The sequence below is a fragment of the Streptomyces sp. NPDC008137 genome, assembly GCF_042957035.1.
Lineage (GTDB): Bacteria > Actinomycetota > Actinomycetes > Streptomycetales > Streptomycetaceae > Streptomyces.
The window spans coordinates 201842-214282 of sequence record NZ_JBIBHN010000009.1; the positions used below are offsets into that span (position 1 = coordinate 201842).

Genomic DNA, 12441 nt, shown 5'->3' on the forward strand with positions numbered 1-12441 from the left:
CGCTTCCGCGAGCCCATTAGGGTGAGGTCATGCCAGCGAGCTATGCGTATCTCGGCCCTGAGGGCACCTTCACCGAAGTCGCCTTGCGCACGCTTCCCGAGGCCGCCACCCGGGAACTCACCCCGTACGTCTCCGTCCAGTCCGCGCTCGACGCCGTACGAACCGGCGAGGCCGAGGCCGCGTTCGTGCCGATCGAGAACTCCGTCGAGGGCGGCATCACCACCACCCTCGACGAGCTGGTGGCAGGCGCCCCGCTGATGATCTACCGCGAGGTGCTGCTGTCGATCACCTTCGCGCTGCTGGTCCGCCCGGGCACCAAGCTGTCGGACATCAAGACGGTCTCCGCCCACCCGGCAGCCCAGCCGCAGGTGCGCAACTGGCTGAAGAAGAACCTGCCGGACGCGCACTGGGAGTCGGCCGCCTCGAACGCGGACGCCGCCCGGCTGGTCCAGGAGGGCCAGTACGACGCCGCCTTCGCCGGCGAGTTCGCGGCCGCCCGCTACGGCCTGGAGGCCCTCGAGACGGGTATCCACGACGCGGAGAACGCCCAGACACGGTTCGTGCTGGTCGGCCGGCCCGCCCGGCCCGCGGCACCGACCGGCGCGGACAAGACATCCATCGTGCTGTGGCAGCGCGACGACCACCCCGGCGGTCTGCGCGACCTGCTGGGCGAGTTCGCCACGCGCGGCATCAACCTGATGCTGCTCCAGTCCCGGCCCACCGGTGCCGGCATCGGCAACTACTGCTTCTGCATCGACGCCGAGGGCCATATCTCCGACCGCCGGGTGGCCGATGCCCTGAAGGGCCTGAAGCGGATCTGCCTCCAGGTGCGCTACCTCGGTTCCTATCCGCGCGCGGACGTGCGGCCCGGGGATGTCCAGCCGCCGCGGCTGGGGACGTCGGACGAGGAGTTCGCGGAGGCGGCCGACTGGGTGGCGCGGTGCCAGGACGGCCGGTTCTAGGCCCGTCCCAGACCCGGTTCCAGGCTGTCGTACCTGCTGATTGTCGTTATCCACAGAAGTTATCCACAGGTTGGCTTCTCGACCTGGGGACAAGTCGACAACGAAGGGCGAGTCAGTCGACAAATCGCCCTACAGGCCCCTGATGCGTCCATCGACGGGCAGGTCACCCTTCGTCCACCGTTTTCCTTTGCGTAACTCTTCAGGGTGACCTGAATCCACTCGAAAGTGAGGATGGAGCGGGTTTGTGCCGGGAATTCTGAGGGGTGGGCAGCCCTTCCGGAGTGATCAATTCCGAAGTCCACAGATCTTCCACACAGCCTGTGGATAACTCTTCAACGAGTGTGGATCCCTGTGGACAACTTGACCCCAAGTCCCGTCCCCCGCAAGGGATTCGAGTCAACGCGACACCTCAGGGATGCCTCGTTCCGGGGAGAGACGGGCTATTTATTGACACTGCGCGCAATTCCCTCATAACGGTACGTAATGCGCAGCCGGAATAGTGAGTCGTGGGCGGTCATCGTGCACCGGTAGCCTTGGGCGCGTGATTGACCTTCGCCTGCTCCGTGAGGACCCCGACCGTGTGCGCGCGTCCCAGCGCGCCCGTGGAGAGGACGTCGCGCTCGTCGACGCCCTCCTGTCTGCCGACGAGCGGCGCAGGTCGTCCGGCGTCCGCTTCGACGAGCTGCGCGCCGAGCAGAAGGCGCTCGGCAAGCTCATCCCCAAGGCGGCCGGGGACGAGAAGGCCGAGCTGCTGAAGAAGGCGGGCCAGCTCGCCGCCGACGTCAAGGCGGCCGACGCGGACCGCGACGCGGCCGCGACCGAGACCCAGGAGCTGCTCCAGAGGCTCGGCAACCTCGTCCACCCGGACGTGCCCGTGGGCGGCGAGGAGGACTTCGTCACCCTGGAGACGCACGGTTCGATCCGCGACTTCGCCGCCGAGGGCTTCGAGCCCAAGGACCACCTGGAGCTCGGCCAGATCCTCGGCGCGATCGACGTGGAGCGGGGCGCCAAGGTCTCCGGCTCGCGCTTCTACTTCCTGACGGGCGTGGGCGCACTCCTGGAGCTGGCCCTGGTGAACGCGGCGATGGCGCAGGCCACCGCGGCCGGCTTCACCCCGATGCTGACTCCGGCGCTGGTCCGCCCCCAGTCCATGGCGGGCACGGGCTTCCTCGGCCAGGCCGCCCAAGACGTCTACCACCTCGCCGACGACGACCTCTACCTGGTCGGCACGTCCGAGGTGGCGCTGGCGGCGTACCACATGGACGAGATCCTCGACGCCGACCGCCTGCCCCTGCGCTACGCGGGCTTCTCGCCCTGCTTCCGCCGCGAGGCCGGTTCGCACGGCAAGGACACCCGGGGCATCTTCCGCGTGCACCAGTTCGACAAGGTCGAGATGTTCTCCTACGTCGCTCCGGAAGACTCGCAGGCCGAGCACCAGCGGCTGCTGGACTGGGAGAAGCAGTGGCTGACCTCCCTGGAGCTGCCGTACCGCGTGATCGACGTGGCGAGCGCCGACCTGGGCGCCTCGGCCTCCCGCAAGTTCGACTGCGAGGCGTGGATCCCGACCCAGGGCAAGTACCGCGAGCTGACGTCGACGTCGGACTGCACCGAGTTCCAGTCCCGCCGGCTGTCGATCCGCGTCCGTGACGGCAAGCAGGTCAAGCCGCTGGCCACGCTCAACGGCACCCTGTGCGCCGTACCGCGCACGATCGTCGCGATCCTGGAGAACCACCAGCAGGCCGACGGCTCGGTGCGCGTGCCCGAGGTGCTGCGCCCGTACCTGGGCGGCCGGGAGGTCCTGGAGCCGGTGTCCAAGTGAGCGACACGGCTTCCCCGGGAGGCTTCCCGTACCGGCTCGTCGCCACCGATCTCGACGGGACGCTGCTGCGCTCCGACGACACGGTGTCGCAGCGCACCCGTGACGCGCTCACCGCCGCCACGGCGGCGGGCGCCGCGCACATCGTCGTCACCGGCCGCGCCGTCCCGTGGACCCGGCACATCCTCGACGACCTCGGCTACCAGGGCCTGGCCGTCTGCGGCCAGGGCGCGCAGGTCTACGACGCCGGCGCGCACCGCCTGCTGACGTCGGTGACGCTGGACCGGCAGCTGGCCGGGGTGGCGCTGGCCAAGATCGAGGCGGAGGTCGGCCCGCTCCACCTGGCGGCGAGCCGCGACGGCCTGGACGGCGAGGTGCTGGTGGGCCCGGGCTACGCGGTCCAGGGCACCCTGCCCGCCACACCCTTCACGGACGCGTCCGACCTGTGGACCGCGCCCCTGAACAAGCTGTACATCCAGCACCCGACGCTGACGGACGACGAGCTCTGCGAGGCGGCGAGGCGCACCGCCGGCGGTTTCGTCACCGTCACGATGGCCGGCGCGGGCATCGTCGAGCTCCTCCCCCTGGGTCTGACCAAGGCGACGGGCCTGTCCCTCGCGGCTCGCCGGCTCGGGATGAAGGCGGCCGACACGATCGCCTTCGGCGACATGCCCAACGACATACCGATGTTCGCCTGGGCCTCCTACGGCGTCGCCATGGCGGACGCCCATGAGGAACTGAAAGCGGTGGCCGACGAGGTGACGTCCTCCCACGACGAGGACGGCATCGCGGTGGTGCTGGAGCGGTTGCTGGGCTGAGCCTTCGTAGCGTGTGCGCGGCGGAGGATGCACGGATCGAACGTGCGCGGGCCTTTCGACCCGACCATGGCTTAGCAAGCCAGTGCCTTACCACTCGGCCAATCCTCCGGGTGGGCGGCCTCACGCGATGTGCGATTCGCGTGCTCGAAGCGGCCGCCCCGGGCAGCTCCCCGTATGGGGCGAGCTCTACGGAGTGGGGTAGCGACTACTCCGGAACCCGCCGCGGGCTGCCCTGAAGGGAGCTGGACGTACTGCCGTGCATGGACATCGTCCCGCTCCTCTCCCAGAACTCGGCGCCGGACTTCCTCGCCCGGCGGGGTGAACACAACCACTCTGCCCGCCGGGCGAATTGGACGCCACCGATTAAATCGCCCGGCCTCAACGCCTGCGCCACCCGCGCCGCCGGGCCTTGCTGAAGAACCAGCCCGCGGGCGGCTCGTCGGAGCGCCAGGGCTGCGGCTCCGGCTCCTCGCGGCGCCAGCGCTCGGCGAGCATACGGGCCCGGGCGGACGGCTCGGAGGTCTCGGCGGAGCGTATGAAGTCGTCGTCCAGAACGAGGTCGTCCCAGGCGTCGTCCTGACCGCCCTCCTCGTAGTGAGCCTTCTCGCCCGCCATCCCCGTCTCCTCCCGGCCGTCCAACTCCCGTGTGGTTCCCCTACATCCCGTTTGCCCAGTGTGCCCTGACAGGGGTGAGGCCCCCGTCAAGGCCCTGGCCGCCCGTCACTCCTCGCCGGCGAGGGTCAGCGAGCGCAGCTTCTGACCGGCGTACCAGGTGGCCAGGACCGTGACGCCCACCAGCAGCACCGTCGCCGTCGTCAGGCCGACGTCCGAGGTCACCAGGTCTCCGCCGGACACCTTCTGGGCCACGGCCAGCGACCACTGCTGGACGCTCAGCGTGCGGGCGCCCGGCACCAGGGAGCCGAACAGGGCCTCCCAGACCAGCGCGTAGACGAGACCGAACACCACCGCGTGCCGGGAGACCGTGCCGAGCAGCAGGAACATCGCCGCGTACGCGATGGAGGCGACCAGGGCCGCGACCGTGTAGGCCACGGCGATCTGCTGGCCGTTGCCGTTCAGGATGAACCCGGCGATGAGCGTCGGCACCGCGGAGAACACCATCGTCACGGCGACGGCGACGATCAGCTTGGTGAAGATGATGGTGGGCCGTTTGATCGGCTTGGACAGCAGGTACACCACCGATCCGTCGTCGATCTCCGGCCCGATCGCGCCCGTTCCGGCGATGACGCCGATGAGCGGCACCATCGTGGCGAGGGCGAGTCCGCCCAGCAGGTCCGAGGCCGTCTGGTCGTCCGCGCCGGTGAGAGCGCGCACCGCCACGGCGATGACGATCAGCAGCAGGGGCAGGGCCCCGAGGATGAGGGCCCGGCGCCGGCCGAGCAGGGCCCGGTAGGTGAGCCGGGCGACTGTGGGGTCGTACATCAGGGCCTCCTACGCCGCGACCAGGTACGAGAAGACGGACTCGAGGGACTCGTCGGACGGCGAGACCGTGAGCAGGCGGATGCCGTGCTCGCGCGCCACACGCGGCAGCAGAGCCGTGAAGCGGCCGAAGTCGACGGCCTGGATGCGCAGCGCGCCCTCGGCGTGGTCGACCTCGATCCCGGACGTCGACGGGTCGGCGATCAGCGCGGCCGCGAGGGCGCGGTCGTCGCTGGAACGCACCAGGTAGCGGTGCGGCCGGTCGGTCATCAGGCGCCGGATCTTGCGGAAGTCACCGCTGGCGGCGTGCCGGCCGGCGACCACGACCTCGATGTGCCAGGCGAGTTGCTCGACCTCTTCGAGGATGTGGGACGAGAACAGCACCGTGCGGCCCTCGTCGCCCATGCGGCGCAGCAGGTCCATCAGCTGCATGCGCTGGCGCGGGTCCATGCCGTTGAAGGGTTCGTCCAGCAGGAGCAGGGACGGGTCGTGGACCAGGGCGGAGGCCATCTTCACGCGCTGTCGCATGCCCTTGGAGTACGTCTGGATCTTGCGGTCCTGCGCGTACTCCATCTCGACCGTGGCCAGCGCCTTCTGGGCCGCCTTGGCGCCCAGGCCGTGCAGTTCGGCGTTGGCCAGGACGAACTCCTTCCCGGTGAGGAAGTCGTACATCGCCTCGCGCTCGGGGACGACGCCGATGTGCTTGTAGATCTGCTCGTTGCGCCACACGGGCTGCCCGTCGAGGGTGACCGTGCCGGTGGAGGGGGCCAGGAAGCCGCCCATCATGTTGATGAGGGTGGACTTCCCGGCGCCGTTGGGGCCGAGGAGGCCCGTGACGCCGGGGCCGATGGTCATGGTGATGTCGTTGACGGCGACCACGTTGCCGAACCAGCGGGAGACATGGTCGATGGAGAGCGTGGTCACAGTCCCACCTTCTTGTAGCGGCGCATCAGGAGGCCGTAGCTCGCCGCGATCAGGCCCAGGGCGACGAGGACGAAGACGACGCCCTCGGCGTTGCTCGGGCCCACCCCGCCGGGGAAGGCGGAGGTCGCGCCGAGGAACGCGGACTGCACACCGTCGACGAGGGTGATCGGCGAGAACAGCCCGATCAACGGCACGGCGTCGCTGCTGCCCTGGACGTCCGCGATGGCCTGCAGGGTCGAGACCGCGCCGTAGGTGATGGTCAGCACGGCGATCACGGCCGCGATGCCGAAGCCGCGGCGCGGGGTGAAGGACGCGATGACCAGGCCGATACCGGCGAACAGCAGTGAGAGCAGTGCCACGGAGACGAGTCCCTGTGCGAATCCCTTGGTCTGGTCGGCGAAGTCGAGCTCGGCCAGCAGCGCGCCCACGTAGAGCACGAGCAGGGGAGCGGCCGTGAGGACGAACAGCGCCGAGGCCAGCGCCGCGAACTTGGCGCGCACGTAGTCGGCGGTCTCGATCGGCCGCGAGAAGTACAGCGGCACGGTCTTGAAGCGCAGGTCGCGCGAGACGGACTGGGGGGCCTGAGAGGCGACGTACAGGCTGATGACGGCCTGCATGACGATCGCGTAGCGCGTGTAGTCCACGGGCAGGGCGCTGGCCTTGGTGGCGACCGCGACGGCGACCATGATGGCCGCGGGCACGCACATCACCACGAAGAGCAGCATCGGCAGCACCTTGGACTTCACCGAGCGGCCGAGGCCGTAGGAGCCGCGCAGGGACTGCGAGTACAGGGAGCGGCGGGCGTAGGCGCGGCCGAGGCGAGGGCCGTCGTAGCTGCGGTAGCCGATGTTGTGGATGCGGGTCTGGTCACCCGGTGCCGGGGCGGATGTCCCCGTGGAGTGCTCAACCGCCATGGCCGACCGCCTCCTTCCGCTGCTCGTGCTCGTCGGTGCTGGTGAAGACCTCGGAGATGTGGTGCCGGCGCTGCTCCATGCGCACCAGGCCGAGTCCGAGGTCGGCGATCACGTCCCGGACCAGGTCGTACGTCTCCTCGCCCTGCGCGGTGAGCAGCAGGACGTGGCCGGCGCCCGGCAGGCCGCTGCCGTCCTCGACGCTCACCCCGCGCGCGTGCAGCGCGTCGCGCACGGCGCGGGTGCCGTCCGGGTGGTCGTCGGTGTCGGTGACCTCGATCGCGAGGGTCGTCGTGGTCTGGGTGAAGTCCGTGGTGGAGCTGGAGCGCAGGAGCTTGCCGCCGTCGATGACGACGACGTGGTCACAGGTGCGCTCCAGTTCGCCCAGCAGGTGCGAGGTGACCAGGACGGAGATGCCGAAGTCGGTGTGGATCCGGCGGATGAGGCCGAGCATCTCGTCGCGGCCGACCGGGTCGAGGCCGTTGGTCGGCTCGTCCAGGAAGACCAGCTGCGGGTCGTGCACCAGGGCCTGGGCGAGCTTGACGCGCTGCTTCATGCCGGTCGAGTAGCCGCCGATGGGGCGGTAGCGCTCCTCGTACAGCCCGACGTGGCGCAGTGTGTCGGCCGTGCGCTCGCGCGCCGCGGTGGGCGGCAGGCCGGACATGCGCGCCATGTGGACGACGAACTCGGTGGCCGAGACGTCCGGCGGCAGGCAGTCGTGCTCGGGCATGTAGCCGACCCGCTCGCGGATGTCGGCGCCCTTGGTGGCGACATCGAGGCCGAGCACGTCGGCGCGGCCCTCGGTGGCGGGGGACAGACCCAGCAGGATCTTGATCAGTGTGGACTTGCCGGCCCCGTTGGCTCCGACGAGTCCGGTCACACCGGGCCCGACGTCCACGGAGAGCCGGTCAAGCGCGGTCACCCTCGGGAACCGCTTGCTCAGGCTTTCGGTCGCGATCACAGTCACCCTTCGAAGGTAGGGCTCGTGAGCGTGGCGGGCGTCACTCCGTGGAGCTGTATTCGGGTCAGCCCTGAGTATTACGGGCCCCTAGGGGGCCTGGTTCTCGAGAGTTACCACGACCGGGAACGCGCTATTGACGATTTCTCTAACAACTGCCAGATTCGCCGGATGACGTTGCTCAAGGGCGCGCGGGAGCGCTGGGTAGGGACCGGCGAAGTCGAGCTGTGCGTGGCCGAGATGGGCGATCCACGTCGCCCGACGGTCGTCCTCGTGCACGGCTACCCCGACAGCAAGGAAGTGTGGTCCGAGGTGGCCGCGCGGCTCGCCGGGCGGTTCCACGTCGTGGCGTACGACGTTCGCGGCCACGGCAGGTCGACGGCGCCGCGGCCGCTGCGGGGCGGGTTCACGCTGGAGAAGCTGACGGACGACTTCCTGGCCGTCGCGGACGCGGTCAGTCCGGACCGGCCCGTGCACCTGGTCGGGCACGACTGGGGCTCGGTGCAGGCCTGGGAGTTCACCACCGTCCGGCGCGCCGAGGGACGTATCGCCTCCTTCACCTCGATGTCCGGGCCGTCCCTCGACCACTTCGGCCACTGGATCAGCCGGCGTGTGAAGCGGCCCACCCCGCGCCGGGTCGGCCAGCTCCTCGGGCAGGGCGCGAAGTCCTGGTACGTGTACCTGCTGCACACGCCCGTGCTGCCCGAGCTGGCCTGGCGCGGCCCGCTCGGCAAACGCTGGCCGAAGGTCCTGGAGCGGGTCGAGAAGGTGCCGCGCGACGGCTACCCGACCTCGTCCCTGCCGTCGGACGCGGCGCACGGGGCCTGGCTGTACCGGGACAACGTGCGGCCCCGGCTGCGCAGGCCGCGCCCGGACGCGCAGGCCCACGCGCCCGTGCAGCTCATCACACCCCTGGGGGACCGGTTTCTGTCGGAGCGGCTCCACGACGAGCTGGAGCGGTGGGTTCCGCGGCTGACCCGCAGGACGCTCCCGGCGGGGCACTGGATCCCGCGCACCCGTCCGGATCAGCTCGCCACGTGGATCGGGGACTTCGTGACGTCCGTCGAGAAAGGCCGGTCTCCGGCGGCGGCGAGCGGCAAGCACGCCCAGCGGTTCTCCGGGCAGCTCGTGCTGGTCACCGGGGCGGGCAGCGGCATCGGGCGGGCGACGGCGCTCGCGTTCGCGGAGGCGGGGGCACGCGTGGTGGCCGTCGACCGGGACGCCGAGTCGGCGGCCCGCACCGCCGAGTCGTCCCGTCTCATGGGCGCCTCGGCGGCCTGGGCGGAGACGGCCGACGTCTCCGACGAGCAGGCCATGGAGAAGCTCGCCGAGAAGGTCACCCTCGAGTACGGCGTGGTGGACGTCCTGGTCAACAACGCCGGGATCGGACTGTCCGGGTCCTTCTTCGACACCACGCCGGAGGACTGGAAGAAGGTCCTCGACGTCAACCTGTGGGGCGTGATCCACGGCTGCCGGCTCTTCGGCCGGCGGATGACCGAGCGCGGACAGGGCGGCCACATCGTCAACGTGGCGTCCGCGGCCGCGTACCTGCCCTCCCGGGCCCTGCCCGCCTACGGCACCTCCAAGGCGGCCGTGCTGATGCTCAGCGAGTGCCTGCGGGCGGAGCTCGCCGGGCGGGGGATCGGCGTGACGGCGGTTTGCCCCGGCATCGTCAACACCGCCATTACGTCCACGGCGCGCTTCGCCGGGGTCGACGCCCAGCAGGAGACTCGGCTCCAGCAGCGCGCCGCCCGTCTGTACGGGCTGCGGAACTATCCGCCGGAGAAGGTGGCGGCCGCGATCCTGCGGGCGGTGGTGCGCGACGAGGCGGTGGTTCCGGTCACGCCGGAGGCGCGGGGTGCGCGGGTGCTGTCACGGCTGGCGCCGGGCATGCTGCGGAGGGTCGCACGGATGAAACCGCCGATGTGACGGCGGCGCGTGCGTACGGCAAGGCGGGCCCAAGGACCCGGTTTTGAGGGCCAGTTGTCCACAGAACCGCCAATTCCGCTGTGGATAACCATACTTGGCTGTGGATCAAACCTCGGAAGCAATACTCGATCGCGTGATTCCCGTCTCTCCCGCACTCTGGTGGCATGGACGAAAGACGCACCGTCAAGGTGTCGAAGTATCTCTCGAAGCACCTGCGCCACCAGCCCGATCGGATCGGGCTGGATCTCGATGAGGGCGGCTGGGTGGAGATCGACACGCTGATCGCCGCGGCCGCCGCGCACGGTTTCCGGTTCACCCGCGATGAACTGGACCATGTCGTCACCACCAACGACAAACGCCGTTTCGCCGTCGAGGGCACCCGGATCCGCGCCAGCCAGGGCCACAGTGTCGAGGTCGACCTCGGGCTGCCGTCGGCGACCCCGCCCGCGCACCTCTACCACGGCACCGTCGCCCGCCACCTGGACGCGATCCGGGTCGAGGGGCTCAGGCCGATGAACCGGCACGACGTACATCTCTCGCCCGACCGCGAGACGGCGACCCGCGTCGGTGCCCGCCGGGGCCGGCCGGTCGTACTGACGGTGGACACGGCCGCCATGCACCGCGACGGCCATGTCTTCCGCGTGAGCGCGAACGGCGTGTGGCTGACCGAGGCCGTACCACCGCGCTATCTCCGCTTCCCCGCACCCCACTGACCTGCTGTGCGGGCCCGGACACCAATGGTGACTGTTTCACGTGAAACACGGGCGCCCCGCAGGGCTCCTTTAGTCTCGATGCCATGAGCCTGCACCTGAGCACCGTGATCCTCCCGTACCGCCGCTGGAACGAAGGCGGCCGTACGACCTGGACGCGCGCCGAGCAGCTCGGCTTCCACACCGCGTACACCTACGACCATCTGTCCTGGCGCAGCTTCCGGGACGGCCCGTGGTTCGGTGCCGTGCCGACTCTCACCGCCGCCGCGGCCGTCACCGAGCGGCTTCGACTCGGCACGCTGGTGACCTCCCCGAACTTCCGGCACCCGGTGACCCTCGCCAAGGAGCTGATCTCCCTCGACGACATCTCCGGCGGGCGGGTCACGCTGGGCATCGGCGCGGGCGGCTCCGGTTTCGACGCCACCGCGCTCGGCCAGGACCCGTGGACCCCGCGCGAGCGCGCCGACCGGTTCGCCGAGTTCGTCCCGCTGCTCGACCGGCTCCTCAGCGAGGACACGGTGTCGTACGAGGGCGACTTCTACTCGGCTCACGAGGCGCGGAACATCCCCGGCTGTGTGCAGCGCCCCAGGCTGCCGTTCGCGGTCGCCGCGACCGGCCCGCGCGGGATGCGGCTCGCCGCCCGGTACGGCCAGGCCTGGGTGACCACCGGCGACCCCAAGCTGTACGAGAACGGCACCCCTGAACAGTCGGTCCAGGCCCTGCGCGGGCAGGCCGAGAAGCTGGCCGACACCTGCGCCGAGGTCGGCCGGGACATGACCGGCCTCGACCGGGTCCTGCTCACCGGCTTCACACCGGACCGCACCGGCCCGCTCCAGTCGCTCGACGCGTTCGTCGACTTCGCCGGCCGGCACGCGGAGCTGGGCTTCACGGAGCTCGTGATCCACTGGCCCATCCCGGACTCGCCCTTCGCGGCGGACGAGAAGGTCTTCGAGCAGATCGCCATGGAGGCGCCGGCGCAGCTGCGCTGAGCCCTTGAGAGGTACTCCTTCGCCGGGAAAGCCCTGGTGAGAAGGGCATCCACTCACCTGTGCGGAGCCCCGCACGCCCGTGCGGGCATCTGCGGGACAATGACCCGGTGACCTCAGCGACCCGACAGCCCGATACCGCGGCCGAGGCCCTCCCGCCGCGGCTGATCGCCACCGACCTCGACGGAACCCTGCTGCGCGACGACAAGTCGGTGTCCCCCCGCACGGTGGCCGCGCTGGCCGCCGCCGAGGAGGCGGGCATCGAGGTCTTCTTCGTCACCGGCCGCCCGGCCCGCTGGATGGACGTCGTCAGCGACCACGTGCACGGCCACGGACTGGCGATCTGCGGCAACGGCGCCGCCGTGGTCGACCTGCACGGAGGCCCCGGCGCCCACAAGTTCGTGAAGGTCCGGGAGCTGGAGCGGGAGAACGCCCTGGACGCCGTACGGCTGCTGCGCGACGCGGCGCCGGGCACGGTGTACGCGGTGGAGCAGACCTACGGCTTCTACCAGGAGCCGGCGTACCCGAAGCTGCACATGGAGATCCCCGACAGCCTCGCCCCGGCGGAGGAACTGCTGGGCCCGGACCACCGGGCGGCCGGGGAGCCGGTGCTGAAGATCCTGGCCTACCACCCTGAGATCGACCCCGACGCCTTCCTGACCCTGGCCCGACTCGCCATCGGCGACCGCGCCAGTGTGACCCGCTCCAGCCCCAGCGCCCTGCTGGAGATCAGCGGCCCCGGGGTGTCCAAGGCCAGCACGCTCGCCCTGTGCTGCGCCGAGCGCGGCATCTCGCACGAGGAGGTCGTGGCCTTCGGCGACATGCCGAACGACGTCGAGATGCTGACCTGGGCCGGCCGGTCGTACGCGATGGGCAACGCCCACCCGGACGTGATCGCCGCGGCCTCGGGACGGACGGTCGCGAACAACGAAGACGGTGTCGCGGTCGTGATCGAGCAGCTGGTGGCCGAGCGGGTGTAGGCGTCACCCG

The 12441-nt window shown here is 70.4% G+C and carries 12 protein-coding genes and 1 tRNA gene; 7 read left to right on the forward strand and 6 right to left on the reverse strand.

What is annotated here, in order from left to right; genetic code table 11:
- Positions 1 to 29 precede the first annotated feature (29 nt).
- From pheA to ACFZBT_RS17830, 3 genes are all read left to right on the forward strand, one after another.
- Positions 30 to 962, forward strand: coding sequence for a prephenate dehydratase (pheA, locus tag ACFZBT_RS17820; RefSeq protein WP_391104153.1), 933 nt, complete (start codon positions 30 to 32; stop codon positions 960 to 962).
- A gap of 541 nt (positions 963 to 1503) precedes the next feature.
- On the forward strand, positions 1504 to 2781 hold the full coding sequence (gene serS, locus ACFZBT_RS17825; protein ID WP_391104156.1) for a serine--tRNA ligase: 1278 nt from the start codon (positions 1504 to 1506) through the stop codon (positions 2779 to 2781).
- Positions 2778 to 3596, forward strand: coding sequence for an HAD-IIB family hydrolase (locus ACFZBT_RS17830; protein WP_391104159.1), 819 nt, complete (start codon positions 2778 to 2780; stop codon positions 3594 to 3596). The genes serS and ACFZBT_RS17830 overlap by 4 nt, the downstream gene beginning before the upstream one ends.
- A 21-nt stretch (positions 3597 to 3617) precedes the next feature.
- Here ACFZBT_RS17830 and ACFZBT_RS17835 read toward each other — a convergent pair.
- The 6 genes from ACFZBT_RS17835 to ACFZBT_RS17860 all read right to left on the reverse strand — a co-directional run bounded on the left by ACFZBT_RS17835 (position 3618) and on the right by ACFZBT_RS17860 (position 7829).
- A tRNA-Ser gene (locus tag ACFZBT_RS17835) sits at positions 3618 to 3704 on the reverse strand.
- 270 nt (positions 3705 to 3974) lie between these two features.
- Entirely contained in the window at positions 3975 to 4211 is a 237-nt protein-coding gene (locus tag ACFZBT_RS17840; protein ID WP_391104162.1) for a hypothetical protein, read from the reverse strand.
- A gap of 105 nt (positions 4212 to 4316) precedes the next feature.
- On the reverse strand, positions 4317 to 5036 hold the full coding sequence (locus ACFZBT_RS17845; protein ID WP_391104165.1) for an ABC transporter permease subunit: 720 nt from the start codon (positions 5034 to 5036) through the stop codon (positions 4317 to 4319).
- Between the two features lie 9 nt (positions 5037 to 5045).
- Positions 5046 to 5957: an ATP-binding cassette domain-containing protein gene (locus tag ACFZBT_RS17850; RefSeq protein WP_391104168.1), complete on the reverse strand. Its 912-nt coding sequence runs from the start codon at positions 5955 to 5957 to the stop codon at positions 5046 to 5048.
- Positions 5954 to 6871, reverse strand: a complete 918-nt coding sequence (locus ACFZBT_RS17855) for an ABC transporter permease (RefSeq protein WP_391104171.1) — start codon at positions 6869 to 6871, stop codon at positions 5954 to 5956. The genes ACFZBT_RS17850 and ACFZBT_RS17855 overlap by 4 nt, the downstream gene beginning before the upstream one ends.
- Positions 6861 to 7829, reverse strand: coding sequence for an ATP-binding cassette domain-containing protein (locus tag ACFZBT_RS17860; protein WP_391104465.1), 969 nt, complete (start codon positions 7827 to 7829; stop codon positions 6861 to 6863). Before ACFZBT_RS17860 ends, ACFZBT_RS17855 begins: the two co-directional genes overlap by 11 nt.
- Positions 7830 to 7997: 168 nt before the next feature.
- Here ACFZBT_RS17860 and ACFZBT_RS17865 point away from each other — a divergent pair, with 168 nt between their 5' ends.
- The 4 genes from ACFZBT_RS17865 to ACFZBT_RS17880 all read left to right on the forward strand — a co-directional run bounded on the left by ACFZBT_RS17865 (position 7998) and on the right by ACFZBT_RS17880 (position 12431).
- Positions 7998 to 9755: an SDR family oxidoreductase gene (locus ACFZBT_RS17865; RefSeq protein ID WP_391104174.1), complete on the forward strand. Its 1758-nt coding sequence runs from the start codon at positions 7998 to 8000 to the stop codon at positions 9753 to 9755.
- A gap of 164 nt (positions 9756 to 9919) precedes the next feature.
- A complete protein-coding gene (locus ACFZBT_RS17870) occupies positions 9920 to 10468 on the forward strand; it encodes an RNA 2'-phosphotransferase (RefSeq protein WP_391104177.1) in 549 nt (182 codons plus the stop codon).
- An 83-nt stretch (positions 10469 to 10551) separates the two neighbouring features.
- A complete protein-coding gene (locus ACFZBT_RS17875; protein ID WP_391104180.1) occupies positions 10552 to 11454 on the forward strand; it encodes an LLM class flavin-dependent oxidoreductase in 903 nt (300 codons plus the stop codon).
- A gap of 107 nt (positions 11455 to 11561) precedes the next feature.
- The gene (locus tag ACFZBT_RS17880; protein ID WP_391104183.1) at positions 11562 to 12431 is read left to right on the forward strand and encodes a Cof-type HAD-IIB family hydrolase; all 870 of its coding nucleotides are present in this window, start codon (positions 11562 to 11564) and stop codon (positions 12429 to 12431) included.
- The last annotated feature ends 10 nt before the right edge of the window (positions 12432 to 12441 follow it).